The 16,839-nt window shown below is 62.5% G+C and carries 17 protein-coding genes; 9 read left to right on the top strand and 8 right to left on the bottom strand.

The window, feature by feature from the left end:
- Positions 1–81: 81 nt before the first annotated feature.
- Positions 82–1,080 carry a phosphate ABC transporter substrate-binding protein PstS gene (locus tag ACFY68_RS03385; RefSeq protein ID WP_387523259.1) on the bottom strand — a complete coding sequence of 333 codons (999 nt, stop codon included), beginning with the start codon at positions 1,078–1,080 and terminating at the stop codon, positions 82–84.
- Between the two features lie 165 nt (positions 1,081–1,245).
- On the bottom strand, positions 1,246–2,535 hold the full coding sequence (locus tag ACFY68_RS03380; protein ID WP_387523257.1) for an MFS transporter: 1,290 nt from the start codon (positions 2,533–2,535) through the stop codon (positions 1,246–1,248).
- 361 nt (positions 2,536–2,896) lie between these two features.
- Between ACFY68_RS03380 and ACFY68_RS03375 the strand changes: the two genes are divergently transcribed.
- Complete coding sequence (locus ACFY68_RS03375) at positions 2,897–3,295, top strand: acyl-CoA thioesterase (protein ID WP_012274860.1); 399 nt, start codon at positions 2,897–2,899, stop codon at positions 3,293–3,295.
- 71 nt (positions 3,296–3,366) lie between these two features.
- On the top strand, positions 3,367–4,263 hold the full coding sequence (locus tag ACFY68_RS03370) for a D-hexose-6-phosphate mutarotase (RefSeq protein WP_387523255.1): 897 nt from the start codon (positions 3,367–3,369) through the stop codon (positions 4,261–4,263).
- A gap of 178 nt (positions 4,264–4,441) precedes the next feature.
- Here ACFY68_RS03370 and ACFY68_RS03365 read toward each other — a convergent pair whose 3' ends face one another.
- The 5 genes from ACFY68_RS03365 to ACFY68_RS03345 all read right to left on the bottom strand — a co-directional run bounded on the left by ACFY68_RS03365 (position 4,442) and on the right by ACFY68_RS03345 (position 8,117).
- Positions 4,442–4,975: a DUF3299 domain-containing protein gene (locus ACFY68_RS03365; RefSeq protein ID WP_346612693.1), complete on the bottom strand. Its 534-nt coding sequence runs from the start codon at positions 4,973–4,975 to the stop codon at positions 4,442–4,444.
- A gap of 48 nt (positions 4,976–5,023) precedes the next feature.
- Positions 5,024–5,269, bottom strand: coding sequence for a GlsB/YeaQ/YmgE family stress response membrane protein (locus ACFY68_RS03360; protein WP_027592121.1), 246 nt, complete (start codon positions 5,267–5,269; stop codon positions 5,024–5,026).
- Between the two features lie 108 nt (positions 5,270–5,377).
- A complete protein-coding gene (locus tag ACFY68_RS03355; RefSeq protein WP_346612694.1) occupies positions 5,378–6,460 on the bottom strand; it encodes a 5-(carboxyamino)imidazole ribonucleotide synthase in 1,083 nt (360 codons plus the stop codon).
- Positions 6,461–6,470: 10 nt separating this feature from the next.
- The gene (gene purE, locus ACFY68_RS03350) at positions 6,471–6,962 is read right to left on the bottom strand and encodes a 5-(carboxyamino)imidazole ribonucleotide mutase (RefSeq protein WP_003253304.1); all 492 of its coding nucleotides are present in this window, start codon (positions 6,960–6,962) and stop codon (positions 6,471–6,473) included.
- A 240-nt stretch (positions 6,963–7,202) separates the two neighbouring features.
- Positions 7,203–8,117 (bottom strand): LysR substrate-binding domain-containing protein, encoded by a 915-nt coding sequence (locus ACFY68_RS03345; RefSeq protein ID WP_387523252.1) that lies wholly within the window; start codon positions 8,115–8,117, stop codon positions 7,203–7,205.
- A 182-nt stretch (positions 8,118–8,299) separates the two neighbouring features.
- On the opposite strand from ACFY68_RS03345, the gene aspA reads away from it, so the two are divergent.
- From aspA to ACFY68_RS03325, 4 genes are all read left to right on the top strand, one after another.
- Positions 8,300–9,724 carry an aspartate ammonia-lyase gene (aspA, locus tag ACFY68_RS03340; RefSeq protein ID WP_041168153.1) on the top strand — a complete coding sequence of 475 codons (1,425 nt, stop codon included), beginning with the start codon at positions 8,300–8,302 and terminating at the stop codon, positions 9,722–9,724.
- 156 nt (positions 9,725–9,880) lie between these two features.
- Positions 9,881–10,873, top strand: coding sequence for an AraC family transcriptional regulator (locus tag ACFY68_RS03335; protein ID WP_387523249.1), 993 nt, complete (start codon positions 9,881–9,883; stop codon positions 10,871–10,873).
- 215 nt (positions 10,874–11,088) lie between these two features.
- Positions 11,089–12,129 (top strand): histone deacetylase family protein, encoded by a 1,041-nt coding sequence (locus tag ACFY68_RS03330; RefSeq protein ID WP_387523248.1) that lies wholly within the window; start codon positions 11,089–11,091, stop codon positions 12,127–12,129.
- Between the two features lie 2 nt (positions 12,130–12,131).
- A complete protein-coding gene (locus tag ACFY68_RS03325; protein ID WP_387523246.1) occupies positions 12,132–13,235 on the top strand; it encodes a polyamine ABC transporter substrate-binding protein in 1,104 nt (367 codons plus the stop codon).
- A gap of 182 nt (positions 13,236–13,417) precedes the next feature.
- Here the strand turns inward: ACFY68_RS03325 and ACFY68_RS03320 are convergent, their stop codons facing one another.
- Positions 13,418–14,947 carry a PLP-dependent aminotransferase family protein gene (locus tag ACFY68_RS03320; protein ID WP_387523244.1) on the bottom strand — a complete coding sequence of 510 codons (1,530 nt, stop codon included), beginning with the start codon at positions 14,945–14,947 and terminating at the stop codon, positions 13,418–13,420.
- Positions 14,948–15,037: 90 nt separating this feature from the next.
- Here ACFY68_RS03320 and ACFY68_RS03315 point away from each other — a divergent pair, with 90 nt between their 5' ends.
- Genes ACFY68_RS03315 through ACFY68_RS03305 form a run of 3 tightly spaced genes read left to right on the top strand, consistent with a single transcriptional unit; the run spans position 15,038 to position 16,804 of the window.
- Positions 15,038–15,667, top strand: coding sequence for an FMN-binding negative transcriptional regulator (locus ACFY68_RS03315; RefSeq protein ID WP_387523242.1), 630 nt, complete (start codon positions 15,038–15,040; stop codon positions 15,665–15,667).
- Positions 15,668–15,679: 12 nt separating this feature from the next.
- Complete coding sequence (locus tag ACFY68_RS03310) at positions 15,680–16,126, top strand: GNAT family N-acetyltransferase (protein ID WP_387523240.1); 447 nt, start codon at positions 15,680–15,682, stop codon at positions 16,124–16,126.
- A 6-nt stretch (positions 16,127–16,132) separates the two neighbouring features.
- Positions 16,133–16,804 carry a GNAT family N-acetyltransferase gene (locus ACFY68_RS03305; protein WP_387523238.1) on the top strand — a complete coding sequence of 224 codons (672 nt, stop codon included), beginning with the start codon at positions 16,133–16,135 and terminating at the stop codon, positions 16,802–16,804.
- Positions 16,805–16,839 lie beyond the last annotated feature (35 nt).

Raw genomic sequence — 16,839 nt, 5'->3', positions numbered from 1 at the left:
GCCCGCCGCTCAGGAACCCTGGCTTCGGACCGAGAATTCGTGGAGGAGGCCAGCAGCAGTGCCGGCCTCTTCCTCAGTTACTTACTTCTTTGCAACGTTACCGGCGTGGGACAGGCCCAGGTCAGCCAGGGTCTTGTCGACCACTTTGGCCGGCAGCGGGATGTAACCATCCTTCACCACGACCTGCTGGCCAGCTTGCGACAGCACCAGCTTGATGAACTCGGCGTCCAGCGGGGCCAGAGGCTTGTTCGGGGCTTTGTTGACGTAGACGTAGAGGAAGCGCGACAGCGGATACGAACCGTTCAGGGCGTTGGCTTCGTTGTCTTCGATGAACTCACCGCCTTCTTTCTTGGCCAAGGGTACTGTCTTGACGCTGGCGGTCTTGTAGCCGATACCCGAGTAGCCGATGCCGTTCAGCGAGGAGCTGATCGACTGCACCACCGAGGCCGAACCAGGCTGTTCGTTGACGTTAGGCTTGAAATCGCCTTTGCACAGGGCTTCTTCCTTGAAGTAGCCGTAGGTACCCGACACCGAGTTGCGGCCGAACAGCTGCACTGGCTTGTTGGCCAGGTCGCCGGTCACGCCCAGGTCACCCCAGGTTTTGACATCGGCCTTGGCGCCGCACAGGCGGGTGGACGAGAAGATCGCATCGACCTGGGCCATTGTCAGGCCTTTGATCGGGTTGTCCTTGTGCACGAATACGGCCAGGGCGTCGACGGCAACCGGGATGGCGGTCGGCTTGTAGCCGTACTTCTGCTCGAACGCCTGCAGCTCGACGTCCTTCATCTTGCGGCTCATCGGGCCGAGGTTGGCGGTGCCTTCGGTCAGCGCGGGTGGCGCGGTGGAGGAGCCGGCAGCCTGGATCTGGATGTTTACGTTTGGATATTCCTTCTTGTAGGCCTCGGCCCACAGAGTCATCAGGTTGGCGAGGGTGTCCGAACCGACGCTGGAGAGGTTGCCCGAAACACCGGTGGTCTTGGTGTAGGTCGGGATTGCTGGGTCGACAGCGGCTACCGCATTGGCGGTTGCTACGCCAGCGGCGGCGAAGGTAAGGGCCGCCATCAAACGCTTCAGTTTCATGCCTTGCTCCTAGCAGGAATATTGGGGGTGTTGGATGGATCGGGCCCAAGTATCTGCAGGCCGCATGAACACGATATGACTTCAATATGACAATTGGATGAAAGGCCATCACCGGAAACCGGGGATGGCCTTTCAAAATGTTGCAGGAGCGGAGTTAGATAGGTTTCAGCGCTTATTCGCCAGCAGGTACAGGCCCACAATCAGACCTACGGCGCACAGGCCGGCAACATAATAAGCAGGTGCCATCGGGCTAACCTTGAGCAGCGCGGTCACCACCATCGGCGTCAACCCGCCGAAGATCGCGTAGGCCATGTTGTAGGAGAAAGACAACCCGCTGAACCGCACTACCGGCGGGAAGGCCTTGACCATCACATAGGGCACAGCACCGACAATACCGACGCACAAACCGGTCAGCGCATACAGCGGGAATAGCAGGTCGGGGCGGGTCGGCAAGCTGTGGTAGAAGGCCCAGGAGCTGGCCAGCAGCAACAGGCTGCCAACGATGAACACGCGCCCGGCGCCGAAGCGGTCGGCCAGGCGGCCGGCTGCGATGCAGCCGAGGCTGAGCAGGACGATGGCCAGGCTGTTTGCCTTGAGCGAGTCGGTGGGGCTGACCTGGTAGAAGCTCTGCAGCAGCGCCGGGGTCATCAGGATCACCACCACGATGCCGGCCGACAGCAGCCAGGTCAGAAGCATCGACAGGACGATCGCGCCACGGTGGTCACGCAGCACCGCACGCAGCGGCAGCTCTTCGGCCAGCGCCTTGCGCTGCTGCATCTCGGCGAACACCGGGGTTTCGTGCAACCAGCGGCGCAGGTACACCGAGAACAGGCCGAATACACCACCGAGCAGGAACGGGATGCGCCAGGCGTAATCCGCCACCTCAACGGGGGTATAGACACTGTTGATCAGCGTGGCGACCAGCGAGCCCAGCAGGATGCCCGAGGTGAGGCCAGCCGTCAGCGTGCCGCAGGCGTAGCCAGTGTTGCGTGCCGGTACGTGCTCGGAGACGAACACCCACGCGCCCGGCACCTCGCCACCGATCGCCGCCCCCTGGATCACGCGCATCAGCAACAGCAGGATCGGCGCCCACAGGCCGATCTGTGCATAGGTCGGCAGCAGGCCCATGATCAACGTCGGCAGGGCCATCATGAAGATGCTCAGGGTGAACATCTTCTTGCGCCCGAGCAGGTCGCCGAAGTGGGCCATGACGATCCCGCCCAGCGGGCGGGCCAGGTAGCCGGCGGCAAAGATGCCGAAGGTCTGCATCAAACGTAGCCATTCGGGCATGTCGGGCGGGAAGAACAGCTTGCCGACCACCGTGGCGAAGAACACGAAAATGATGAAGTCGTAGAACTCCAGGGCTCCGCCGAGGGCGGACAGTGAAAGGGTCTTGTAGTCACTGCGGGTCAGCGGCCGCGAGGGCTGCTCGATACTGCTCGGCACGGAGGTCATCGCTCGTTCTTCTCTTGTAGGTCATGCAGGCCGCTTGGCGCGCGGCTTCTGGATTGCTGGGACAGGCGAAGATAGCAAATTGCCGAGCCGTGCTGAAAGCGATACAAAATCCATACAGATATTCATGAATGTGCGGTCGTCGCTGGGCGTTCGGCTATATATACTGGCCGCTCGTAGGAAAACGTTGCTGCCCACCTGGGATGTTGTGCGAAAACGCCGGTCTTTACTGTCAGACGGTTTCGCAGAGTTTCCCTATGGCCGTCCAGCGAAACGAAATCGGCGTAGTATGTTTCAAGCTGAATCGTTTACCCGGCCTTTGCGCCACACCAACGAAAGCGTCACGGGTCAGAGGCCCCACCGCATGATTGAGCTCGAACAAGAAGATCCTATCCCGCAAGGCGACCTGGCCTTGCAGATTACTGCGTTGCCCCGCGAAACCAACGGTTTCGGCGACATTTTTGGCGGCTGGCTAGTCGCCCAGATGGACCTCGCCGGCACGGCCATGGCCAGCCGCGTCGCTGGCGGCCGGGTGGCCACGGTAGCGATCGACCGCATGGCGTTCCTGGTGCCGGTAGCCGTGGGCGCGCAGTTGTCCTTTTATACCCAGACCCTGGAAATCGGCCGAAGCTCGATCCAGATGATGGTCGAGGTGTGGAGCGACGACCCGCTTTCAAGCGAATGGCGCAAGGTCACTGAAGCAGCGTTCGTCTTCGTTGCCATCGATGGCAGCGGCCGCACCCGCTCGGTGCCTCGTCGCTGAGCCACTCGCGCGTTAAACTCATTGCACGTCACCGGGTCGAAGGCCCACAGGCAATCAATGAGACAAGCGCAATGGCTACCTTCAAGGTCGAAACCGAGCTACACGGCGAACTCAACTGCTGGCGTATTACCAGCGACCGTGCCGAACTACTGATCGCCCAGCAGGGTGCGCAGATCCTCAGCTACCAGCGTGTCGGCGAGCCGCCGCTGCTTTGGCTGAGCGACCAGGCCATCTTCCAGCAGGGCAAGTCGGTGCGCGCGGGCGTGCCGGTATGCTGGCCGTGGTTTGGTAACCTGCAGCGCAACCCGGCAGCCGTTCAAAGCATGTACCTTGGCAAGCAGGCCCCCGCCCATGGGTTGGCCCGCACCCGTGACTGGAAGTTGCTGGGCATTGAAGAAGCGGGCAGCGCACTGCGCATCGAATTCGAGCTGCCACAAGCCCAGGGTGATCTGCCGGACTGGCCGCATGACGTCGAGCTGAGGCTGACGGTAGTGATGGGGAATGCACTTGAGCTGACCCTGACCAGCCGCAACCTGGGCGACACCCCAGTCACCATCAGCCAGGCCCTGCACAGTTACTTTGCCGTCAGCGATGTACGCCAGGCGCGGGTCGAAGGTGTCGAAGGGCTGGGTTACATCGAGACTCTGGCGGACTGGGAACAGCGCGAGCAGCAAGGTGCGCTGGCGTTTACCGGTGAGACCGACCGTATCTACCTGGATACCCCTGCTCGGCTGAGCATCGTCGACCCGCACTGGGGCCGGCGCATTACCCTGACCAGTAGCGGTTCGCGCTCGGCGGTAATCTGGAACCCTTGGACCGAACGGGCCAGGGAGCTACCCGACCTGGCCGATGATGGCTGGCAGCGGATGTTGTGCATCGAGACGGCGAATGTCTGGGATGATGTGGTCGAGTTGAAGCCGGGGGCGAGCACTGCGCTGAAGGTCACCATTGGCTGTGAAATGACCTGAACCTTGCAGTGATATCACCGGCCCTATCGCCGGCAAGCCGGCTCCCACAGGTACACTGCACTGCTTGAAGACTGCGGGGTACTTGGAGTACCCAAGGGTTGGATGGGTGTCCAACTTCTTGGGGGCAGTCCAACTTGGGGGAGCCGGCTTGCCGGCTATAGGGCCAGTACAGTCACCTTCAAAGATCAGCGTCCTCTACCACCCTCACCTTCCCCGCATCCAGCGCATAGGCCGCATCGGCCAGGTCATTGCTGACCTTCTCCACCTTCAACGTCCCGCTAACCCAAAGCGGTGTGTAGATGTCGTCGATCTTCAATCCCTTTGCATAGCGCACCAGCACCAGCTGATTCGGCGGCGGCGGCGGCACGTGAATGCAGGCGCCAGGGTACGGCACCAGGAAGAACAGGGTGCTGTTGCCCTTGGCATCGCTCTCCAGCGGCACCGGGTAACCACCCAAGCGGATTTCCTTACCGTTCATTGCCGCCACGGTCTTGGTCGAATACATCACCGCCGGCAAACCCTTGCTCTGCTTCAGGCCACCCTTGTCGGTGAACGTACCCATGGCCTCCGGCGAGTTGTGGTCGATCTCGGGCATCTGTTCGAGGGCTTTCTGATCCGACTTTGGCATCAGCTCCAGCCAGTCGGTTTCAGGCAGCTCGGCATGGGCCAGGGTGCTGGCCAGAAGCAGGGGGATGAGGAAAAAGGCACGCATGGAAATGCTCGGCAACTCGGATGAATTGCCGAGCATTCTAACCAGTATTCAGCGTTTCTTGATTAATCCGTAGATCACCAGAAGCACCACCGCACCGACCAGCGCGCCGAAGAAGCCCGCAGCCTGCCCGGCCTGGTAGATCCCCAATGCCTGGCCACCGTAAGTGGCGAGCAAGGAGCCGGCGATACCCAGCAGGATGGTCATGATCCAGCCCATGCTGTCGTCGCCCGGCTTGATGAAGCGGGCCAGCAGGCCGACGATGAGGCCGATGAAGATGGTTCCAATGATACCCATGGCATTCCCTCTGCAGTGAAGATGGAGCAAGCCAAAGCCTAGACGGGCTTTGGCTCGTTGCCATGTTCAGAGGGCCAGCCGCTTGCAGAAGTTCGATCCAAAGCCCGATCAGTTGCTGATCAGAGCCTCTACTTCGGCAATCTTGCGCTCGAGCGTGGCCATGTCACTGCAACGCAGGGTGGCGTGGCCGACCTTGCGCCCGACCTTGAAGGCCTTGCCGTAATGGTGCAGGTGGCAGTCGTCGATGGCGACGACCTTGTCCACCGCCGGCACTTCACCGATGAAGTTGAGCATGGCGCTCTCGCCGACCTTGGCAGTCGAACCCAGCGGCAGGCCGGCAACGGCGCGCAGGTGGTTTTCGAACTGGCTGCACTCGGCGCCTTCGATGGTCCAGTGCCCGGAGTTGTGTACCCGCGGAGCGATTTCGTTGGCCTTGAGGCCACCGTCGACTTCGAAGAACTCGAAAGCCATCACGCCCACGTAGTCCAGCTGCTTGAGCACCCGGCCGACGTAGTCTTCGGCCAGCGCTTGCAGCGGGTGCGCCTGGCTAGCCACCGACAGGCGCAGGATGCCGCTGTCGTGGGTGTTGTGCACCAGCGGGTAGAAGCGCGTTTCGCCGTCGCGGGCACGCACGGCCACCAGGGAGACCTCACCGGTGAACGGTACGAAGCCTTCCAGCAGGCACGGCACGCTGCCCAGCTCGGCAAAGGTGCCAACCACGTCTTCCGGTGTGCGCAGAACTTTCTGCCCCTTGCCGTCATAACCCAGGGTACGGGTCTTGAGCACGGCCGGCAGACCGATGCTGGCAACTGCGGCGTCGAGGTCGGCCTGCGAGAGGATGTCGGCGAAAGCCGGGGTCGGAATACCCAGGTCGCGGAACATGCTCTTCTCGAACAGGCGGTCGCGGGCGATGCGCAGCGCTTCGGCGCTCGGGTAGACCGGAACGAACTGCGAGAGGAAGGCCACGGTTTCGGCCGGGACGCTTTCGAACTCGAAGGTCACCAGGTCAACTTCGTCGGCCAGCTGGCGCAGGTGGGCCTGGTCGCCGTAGTCGGCACGCAGGTGATCGCCCAGCGGCGCGGCGCAGGCGTCAGGCGCCGGGTCGAGGAAGGCGAAATTCATGCCCAGCGGGGTGCCCGCCAGGGCCAGCATGCGGCCCAACTGGCCGCCACCGATTACACCGATCTTCATGGGTTCAGCCTCAAGCCTGACGTGGGTCTGGATTGTCCAGCACGGTGTCGGTCTGCTCGGTGCGGAACTGCTTGAGCGCCGCGTGATACTGCGGGTATTTGGCGCCGAGGATGCTCGCCGACAGCAGCGCGGCGTTGACCGCACCGGCACGGCCGATGGCCAGGGTGGCAACCGGTACACCGGCTGGCATCTGCACGATCGACAGCAGCGAGTCGACGCCCGACAGCATCGACGACTGCACCGGCACGCCCAGCACCGGCAGGTGGGTCTTGGCCGCGCACATGCCTGGCAGGTGGGCAGCGCCACCAGCGCCAGCGATGATCACCTCGATACCACGCCCTTCGGCTTCTTCAGCGTACTGGAACAGCAGATCCGGGGTGCGGTGGGCGGAGACCACCTTCACTTCGTAGGGAATGCCGAGTTTTTCCAGCATATCGGCGGTGTGGCTAAGGGTGGACCAATCGGACTTGGAGCCCATGATCACGCCAACCAGTGCACTCATCGTCGAGCCTCTCCTGCAAGCGCCTTCTGGCGCGCTAAAAGCAACAAGCCACGCAGGTGGACCGGCGTGGCTTGTCATACGGATTCTGAATCGACCAGGTTGGCCGAAGGCGCGGGATTATAGCGTATTCATCGGCAAACCGCCCAGCCCTCCATGCACATTGGCGGATCAAAGGCAAGTTGTCCCGCGAGACAACTTTTCAGCGCGTCAGGCGTTCTCGCCAACCCTGTGCATGAACCCTCAAACCGCCCCTTCACCCTGGGCGCTCGTCTCCAGCTTGCGCCACAGCAGCCGCACGTTGGCCTTGCGCACCAGCGCACAGCGGTACAGGCGGATTTCCAGCGGCACATGCCACTGGCTACCGCCGCAGATCGCCAGTTCGCCACGTTCCAGCTCGCCGCGCATCGACAGGCGCGGCACCCAAGCGATGCCCATGCCTTCCAGTGCCATGCTCTTCAAGCTGTCGGCCATGGCTGTTTCATAGACGGTGGTATAGCGCAGGTTGCGCTGGCGCAGCAGCAGGTTCACCGAACGGCCCAGGAACGCGCCAGCGCTGTAGGCCAGCAACGGCACGCTGCTATCGCCTTCGAGGTCGAACAAAGGCTTGCCGTCGGCATCCACTGCGCACACCGGCAGCATTTCAGTGGTGCCCATGTGCAGCGAGGGGAAGATCTCGGCGTCCATCTGCAGGGCTGCATCCGGGTCGTAGAATGCCAGCATGAGGTCGCAGCCACCCTCGCGTAATGCATGCACCGCATCTCCGACGTTAGTCGCAACCAGGCGGGTGGCGATATTCAAACCATCGTTGCGCAACTGGGCTACCCAGCGTGGGAAAAAGCCGGATGCCAGGGAGTGAGCCGCCGCGATCTGGATGACCTCGCCCTGCCCGCCTTCGAGGTGATGCAAGTGGCGTAGAACTTCGCTTAACTGGTCGACAACGGTACGCGCGGTGACCAGAAACAGCTGGCCGGACTCGGTCAGTTCAATGGGCGTGCGGGAACGATTCACCAGCGTCAGCCCCAACGCCGCTTCCAGGCTGCGAATGCGCCGGCTGAAGGCCGGCTGAGTGACGAAGCGCCGCTCTGCGGCTTGCGAAAAACTGCGGGTGGAGGCCAGGGCACTGAAGTCTTCCAGCCATTTGCTTTCCAGGTTCACGAAGCATCTCTCCCGGCGTGCACCAAAATGGAACACGCTCGATTGTCAATTGGCGTCACATCAAACACTATGCCGTTTGTGCATAGGTTAGCGTGCAACAGCATTGGCCGCAAAATCCGCTTCGGGCCTAGGATTGGCGCCATTCCGGCATGTGCCGGGTCAAAATCGAGATGATATCCATCATGTCCTCCGCTGCATCGTTCCGCGTCGAAAAAGATCTGCTTGGTACCCTTGAAGTCCCTGCTGATGCCTACTACGGCATCCAGACCCTGCGCGCTGCCAACAACTTCCACCTCTCCGGTGTTCCGCTGTCGCACTACCCCAAGCTGGTAGTCGGCCTGGCGATGGTCAAGCAGGCAGCTGCTGACGCCAACCGTGAGCTGGGGCACCTGAGCGATGCCAAACATGCCGCGATCAGCGCAGCCTGCGCACGGCTGATCAAGGGCGACTACCACGAGCAGTTCGTGGTCGACATGATTCAAGGCGGTGCTGGTACTTCTACCAACATGAACGCCAACGAAGTCATCGCCAACATCGCGCTGGAGGCCATGGGCCACCAGAAGGGTGAGTACCAGTACCTGCACCCGAACAACGATGTAAACATGGCACAGTCGACCAACGACGCCTACCCGACCGCTATCCGTCTGGGCCTGCTGCTGGGTCACGACGCGCTGCTGGCCAGCCTCGACAGCCTGATCCAGGCGTTCGCTGCCAAAGGTAAAGAGTTCGACCACGTACTGAAGATGGGCCGTACCCAGCTGCAGGACGCTGTGCCGATGACCTTGGGCCAGGAATTCCGCGCCTTCGCCACCACCATGACCGAAGACCTCAACCGTCTGCGTTCGCTGGCGCCCGAGCTGCTGACCGAAATCAACCTGGGTGGTACTGCCATCGGTACCGGCATCAACGCCGACCCGGGCTACCAGATGCTCGCCGTACAGCGCCTGGCAACCATCAGCGGCCAGCCGCTGGTACCGGCTGCCGACCTGATCGAAGCCACCTCCGACATGGGCGCCTTCGTGCTGTTCTCCGGCATGCTCAAGCGTACTGCGGTCAAGCTGTCGAAGATCTGCAACGACCTGCGCCTGCTGTCCAGCGGCCCACGCACCGGCATCAACGAAATCAACCTGCCAGCGCGTCAGCCAGGCAGCTCGATCATGCCAGGCAAGGTCAACCCGGTTATCCCGGAAGCCGTCAACCAAGTCGCCTTCGCCATCATGGGCAACGACCTGGCACTGACCGTCGCCGCCGAGGGTGGCCAGTTGCAGCTGAACGTGATGGAGCCGCTGATCGCCTACAAGATCTTCGACTCGATCCGCCTGCTCCAGCGCGCCATGGACATGCTGCGCGAACACTGCATCGTCGGCATCACCGCCAACGAACAGCGCTGCCGTGAACTGGTCGAGCACTCGATTGGCCTGGTCACCGCCCTGAACCCGTACATCGGCTACGAAAACGCCACCCGTATCGCCCGCGTCGCCCTCGAAACCGGCCGCGGTGTGCTGGAACTGGTGCGCGAGGAGAAGCTGCTGGACGAAGAGATGCTCAACGACATCCTGCGTCCGGAAAACATGATCGCTCCACGTCTGGTTCCGCTGAAGGCGTAACCCGACCGCTTCAAACAGTCTCACCAGGTCGAGGGACTAGACACCTCTCAACCTTTGCAGGGCCCGAGCGCACGCTCCGGGCCCTTTTTTTTGCCTGCGCCTTCCCGGCACACAACTTGCTCCATAATGCCTCCCAGCCCCACGGGAATACCGAGCATGCTGCACAGCCACCTGACCACCCTCAACGCGGTTTCGCTGATCCTCAACCTGTTCCAGGAACAAGGGTGCGAGGCCACGGCGCTGCTGGCTGGCAGCGGCATAGGCCCGGCAGACCTTGGCCATGCCGATGCGCGCATCACCACCCAGCAAGAGTTGCAGGTCTGTGCCAATGCCGTGGCACGGCGTGAGGACATCGGCCTGGAGCTGGGCCGGCGCATGCACGTGTCATGCTACGGCATGCTCGGTTACGCCTTGCTCTCCAGTGCCACTTTGGGTGACGCCTTGCGCCTGGCGCTGCAGTATCCGGCACTGCTGGGAACAGTTTTCCAACTGCGCCTGATCGACGACGGCCAACGCGTGTGGTTCAGCGCCAATGAATACCGTGACGTTCCTGCATTGGCTGCGTTCAATGCCGAGTTCTGCCTGGTTTCGCTGAAAGTCATCTGCGACGACCTCCTCGGCCGCCCGCTGCCACTGCTCGGTGCCCGCTTCGAACATGCTCGGCCTAGCTACCACGCGCGCTATACCGGTGCATTCCAGGGCCCGCTAGCCTTCGAGGCGCAAGACAACGCCTTCGCCTTCGAGCGACGCTGGCTGGACACACCGCTGCCGCTGGCCGACCCGATTACCCACAAAGCCATGAGCGAACGCTGCCGGCGCCTGAACCTGGAGTTCACCGGGCGCCAGGCCTGGCTGGGGCGGATTCGCCAACTACTGCTGCAACAGCTGGACGCGGCACCCGGCCTGGAAGGCCTGGCACGGCAGATGAACTGCTCGTCGCGCACCTTGCGCCGGCACTTGCAGGCGCTGGGCAGCAGTTATCAACAGCTGCTCGACGAGCTCAGGTTCGAGCGGGCCAAGCAGCTGCTGGCGGATGAGCAGATGCCCATCTACCGTATTGCCGAAACGTTGGGGTTCAGCGAGACGGCCAGTTTCCGCCATGCCTTCCAGCGCTGGAGTGGTGTGGCACCCAGCCACTTCCGCGGTTGACCTGTTCCGGCTCTATCGCCGGCAAGCCGGCTCCCACAGGTCCTGCGCTGCATTCAAGGCCTGCGCAGTACTTGTGGGAGCTGGCTAACCGGCGATAGGGCCAGCACAGGCCAACAGCTTTGGCCACATCGATCCCCTTTTGGCCGTTTGCGTCGTTCTCCCGCGCCGAGGCGCCCGTGAAAATGGGCCAACGCCAGTACCACCGGAGAACAACAATGCTGACGATCTATTCCGATGATCACCGCCTGCACCACGGCCGCTGCGAGCTGATCGACGGCAAGCTGATGCCTTGCTTCGAAATGCCTTCGCGCGCCGACCATGTGCTCGACCAGGTAAAAAAGCGCAACCTGGGCGACATCCACGGCCCGACCGATTTCGGCCGCGCGCCGCTGCAGCGCATCCACAGCGCCGACTACCTCGACTTCTTCGAAGGTGCTTGGGCACGCTGGGCCGCCCTGGGCCATGACGGCGACCTGCTGCCCTTCACCTGGCCAGCCCGCACCCTGCGCCAAGTCAAACCGACTGGTCTGCACGGCGAGCTGGGTTACTACAGCTTCGATGCTGGCGCGCCAATAACCGCAGGCACATGGCAGGCCGCCTACAGTGCTGCCCAAGTTGCGCTCACTGCCCAGGCTGCGATCCAGCAAGGCGCCCATTGCGCCTTCGCCCTGTGCCGCCCACCAGGGCACCATGCTGCAGCCGAAGTCATGGGTGGTTATTGCTACCTGAACAATGCCGCGATTGCCGCCCAGGCCTTCCTCGACCAAGGCCACGGCAAAGTGGCCATCCTCGACGTCGATTACCACCACGGCAACGGTACTCAGGACATCTTCTACTCGCGCGACGACGTGTTCTTCGCCTCGATCCACGGCGACCCACAGGCCGAGTTCCCGTTCTTCCTCGGCTATGCCGACGAAACCGGTGAAGGCGCAGGCCTCGGCTGCAACATCAACTACCCGCTGCCAGCCGGCAGCGACTGGGCGGCCTGGAGTGCAGCACTGGAAGCGGCCTGCCAGCGCATTGCCGCCTATGACGCTGATGTGCTGGTGATCTCACTCGGCGTGGACACCTTCAAGGACGACCCGATCTCCCAGTTCAAGCTGGACAGCCCGGACTACCTGGAAATGGGCAAACGCATTGCCCAACTCGGCAAGCCGACCCTGTTCGTGATGGAAGGCGGCTACGCTGTGGAAGAAATCGGTGTCAACGCGGTCAATGTGCTGGAAGGCTTCCAGCGCGCCCAGCAAGGAGCCTGATAATGGTCCGACTCAAGCGTCTGCTCGCCCCGTTCATCGCTGCCACTCTGTTCACCGGCGCCATCCAGGCCCATGCAGAACAGCGCACGTTGCGTGTGTACAACTGGTTCGACTACATCACCCCGCAGACCTTGACCGATTTCCAGAAGGACAGCGGCGTCAAGCTGACCTACGACATCTTCGACACCAACGAAGCGCTGGAGGCCAAGCTGCTGACTGGCAACTCCGGCTACGACGTGGTGGTGCCGTCCAACGTGTTCCTGGCCAAGCAGATCGAAGCGGGCGTGTTCCAGCCACTGGACCGCAGCAAGCTGCCGAACTGGCAACACCTGGACCCGGCGCTGATGAAGCTGATCGAGGCCAACGACCCGGGCAACAAGTTCGCCGTACCCTACATGTACGGCACCGTGCTGATCGGCTTCAACCCGGACAAGGTCAAGGCCGTGCTCGGCGACCAGGCGCCAGTGGACAGCTGGGACCTGATCTTCAAGGAAGAGAACATCGCCAAACTCAAACAGTGCGGCGTGGCGCTACTTGACTCGCCGTCGGAGATCCTGCCGCTGGCGTTGAAGTACCTGGGCCTGGACCCCAACAGCGACAAACCGGACGACTACAAGAAGGCTGAGGCCCTGCTGCTGAAGATTCGCCCATACATCACCTACTTCCACTCTTCCAAGTACATGGCGGATATCGCCAACGGTGACATCTGCGTCGCGGTCGGTTATTCCGGCAGCTTCTCGCAAGCCGCCAACCGCGCACGGGACGCGAAGAACGGTGTGGTGGTGGACATGCGCCTGCCCAAGGAAGGCGCGCCGATCTGGTTCGACATGCTGGCGATACCCAAGGGGGCGGCCAACCCGGAGGATGCGCATACGTTCATCAACTACCTGCTGCGCCCGGAAGTGATCGCGCCGATCAGCGACTTTGTGGGGTACCCGAACCCGAACAAGGATGCGACCGACAAGGTTAGCCCGTCGATCCGCAACAACCCCAACCTGTACCCGACCGCGGACGCGATGGCCAAGCTGTATACGCTCAAGCCTTTAACGCGCGAGGCAGAGCGGGCGCGGACGCGGGCATGGACCAAGATCAAGTCCGGGACCTGAGCCTGAGGGCTGCTGCGCAGCCCAATCGCCGGCAAGCCAGCTCCCACAGGTTCTCTACTGTTCTCAAGGCAGTGATCTTCCTGTAGGGCCAGCTTGCCGGCCCCCAGGCTCTCCACTGACTTCAAGGCAGTGATCTTCCTGTGGGAGCCGGCTTGCCGGCGATTGGGCCGCATTGCGGCCCCCTACTTTCTCCAAGCCTTGCGCAACCGCATCAACGCCTCGGCAATTTCCCCCTCCGGCACCGCCGCAAACCCCAGCACCAGCCCCGCACGTTTATCCACAGGCACCTCGCTATCCTCCAGCCAATAGCTGCTCAGTGGATTTACTTCCACCCCCGCCGCATCAGCCATGGCCACCAGCTCCTGTTCACGCGCAAAGTTATCCACATCCACTTTCACATGCAGCCCAGCTGCCACTTCAGGCATCGCGCCAAGCCCCGGCACATCCACAGGCCAACCGGCCTTGAGCACATTGCGCCGGCTCAACGCCGCCCGGCGCATACGGCGGATATGCCGCTGGAAGTGCCCTTGGGCCATGAATTCGGCCATCACACACTGAGTACCCACCTCGGAATGCCGCATCGCCAACGCCCTGCCCTGGCTGAACGCCTGAACCAGGCGTGCCGGCAGCACCAGGTAGCCAAGCCGCAACGCCGGAAAGGCGATCTTGCCAAACGTGCCTACGTACAGCACCCGCCCTTGGCGGTCCAGCGCCGCCAGCGGCGCGAGGGGGGCACCGCTGTAGCGGTACTCGCCGTCGTAATCGTCCTCTACGACCCAGCCATCGCAACGCTCGGCCCAGGCCAGCAGCGCCAGGCGCCGGGCCAGGCTCATGGTCACCCCGGTCGGGTACTGGTGAGCGGGTGTGACGTAGGCGAGGCGACAGTCCCGCAGTTGCTCCAGACGCGCGCAATCCATGCCCTCCCCATCCACCGCAATACCCGTCACTTTGGCGCCGGCAACGGCGAAAGTATGACCGGCGGCGCGATAGCCAGGGTTTTCCACAGCCACACCGTCGCCTTGCTGCAACAGCAACTGTGCACAAAGGCTGATGGCTTGCTGCGCGCCACTGGTGATCACAATTTGTTCAGCCGTGCAGGTCAAGCCCCGTGACCGTCGCAGGTAAGCGGCGATCAGTTCGCGCAGCGTGAACTCGCCTGCGGGGTCACCGTAGCCCAATTGCGCAGGGTCCGGGTTGCGCCAGAAACCCGCCTGCAGCTTGGCCCACACGCCGAACGGGAACAGGTCGAATGCCGGGATGCCCACGCGAAAAGCACGCGGTGCACCCGGCCTGGGGAGCGGCAGATGGTGAATTTTCAGACGTTCCAAAGGCTCACTGGACAGTGTGTTGCTGGATAAATCCTCAGTGTTATCCGATGAAAATGTGGATAAACCTGTTGATAAACCCCGGGATAACCCTGTGGATAGTTGTGTGGATAGTTTTTCCAGCCGGCTTACATAAGTGCCATCCCCTACTCGGCTTTCGATGTAGCCCTCGGCATACAACTGGTCGTAAGCACGCACCACGCTGTTACGCGAAAGCGCCAGCATGTTCGCCAAATCGCGGGTCGCCGGCAGCCGCGTGCCACTACTCAGCCGCCCGTCCAACACCCGTGCACGCAACGCCTCGTAAAGCTGCTGGCTGAGCCCGCGGCGGCGGTCCAGCACAAGGCCGGCACAATCGAAAGGCAACACAAGGGGGCGCTCGGTCATGGCATTGGACCTATCAAAACAGTTGTTAATGGATCTTACCCTGAGCCAATAGCCTGCCTAGGATGGAGCCATTCGCCAAGGAACCTGCACATGTACAACAGCAAGCCCCACCAGGAACACGACCGCGAGCGCTTGCATCAGCACATGCTCGATACCCGCCTGGCCGTGTTGGTGAGCCAAGGCGCGCAGGGGCTGCTGGCCACGCCCCTGCCTGTTCTGCTCGATGCCGATGAGGGCGAGTTCGGCACCGTCTACGGCCATCTCGCACGCGCCAATCGCCAATGGCAAGACCTGGAGCAAGGCGGCGAAGCGCTGCTGGTATTCCCCGGCGCCGATGCCTATGTCAGCCCCGCGTACTACCCCAGCAAGGCCGAGAACCCCAAAGTGGTGCCCACCTGGAACTACCTGGCCGTGCATGCGTACGGCCCGGTCGAGGTTATCCACGAAGCAGCGCCCCTGCTGAACATCGTCAGCCGCCTGACCGATCGCCATGAGCAAGGCCGCAGCGAGCCGTGGAAAGTGGCCGATGCGCCCCGCGACTATCTCGACGGCATGCTCCGCGCCATCGTCGGCATCCGCCTGCCCATCGCCCGCCTGCAAGGCGCGCGCAAGCTCAGCCAGAACCGTTCGGCACAAGACATCGCCGGCGTGCGCGACGGCCTGAGCAGCAGCACCGATTACCTGGACAACCAACTCGCGGCGCAGATGCGCCAGCTCTGAAGGAATAGCCCCATGCCCAGCGTTACCCTGCGCCCTGTCAGCGCCCAAGACCACGCCGCCTGGCTCGCCCTGTGGCAGGCGTACCTGCGCTTTTACCAGACCGAGCTGGCCGATGAAGTCAGCCTCAGCACCTGGCAGCGCCTGCTCGACCCGAACGAACCCACCCATTCGACCCTGGCCTGGGTCGGTGGCAAGGCGGTGGGGATGGTCAATTTCATCTACCATCGTTCCAACTGGAGCATCGAGAACTCCTGCTACCTGCAGGACCTCTACGTGGACAGCACACAGCGTGGCCTGGGCATCGGCCGCCAGCTGATCGAGCACGTCTACGCCGCGGCCAAGGCCGACGGGTGTATCAAGGTGCACTGGCTGACCCACGAAACCAACGCCACTGCCATCAGCCTGTACGAGCAGGTTGCCGAGCGGCCGGGCTTCATCCAATTTCGCAAAGGGCTGTAGGCAGACATGACTGACGCATTGAACTGGAAACCTGCCGCCACACCGCAGGCCGGGGCTATCGAAGGCCGCTTCATCCGCCTGGAGAAACTCGACCCCGCACGCCACGGTGACGATCTGTGGAAAGCGTTGCAGGGCCCGGATTCCGATCCCGTGCTATGGGATTACCTGCCCTACGGCCCCTTCACCGAGCGGGCTGCCTTCGACCGCTGGCTGGAAGGCAACGCCGCCGGGCGCGATCCGCTGTACTACACCGTCATCGACCGCACCAGCGGCCAGGCCCAAGGCATTCTTACGCTGATGTCGATCGTGCCCGACCACGGGCGCATCGAGATCGGCCATATCGCCTTCGGCGCCCCCATGCAGCGCACGCCGAAGAGCACCGAAGCGGTGTACCTGCTGGCCAAGCTCGGCTTCGAACTGGGCAACCGCCGCCTGGAGTGGAAGTGCAACAATGCCAATGCCCGCTCCAAGCGTGCCGCCGAGCGCTTCGGCTTCCGGCTTGAAGGGGTGTTCCGCAAGCACCTGGTGGTGAAGGACCATAACCGCGATACGGCGTGGTATTCGATTACCGATGATGAATGGCCGCCGGTGGCGGCCGGGTTCGAGCGGTGGCTAAGCGAGGAGAATCAGCGGCCTGAGGGGCAACTGAGGACGCTTGAGGCGTGCCGCAACGGCTGAAAGCTGTGGGCGGTATAGTCAGCACAAAAAAAAGG

It is taken from the genome of Pseudomonas sp. NPDC012596, assembly GCF_042902325.1.
Lineage (GTDB): Bacteria > Pseudomonadota > Gammaproteobacteria > Pseudomonadales > Pseudomonadaceae > Aquipseudomonas.
The sequence above is the reverse complement of the archived record's forward strand: the minus strand, read 5'-3'. Positions and strand labels throughout refer to the sequence as shown.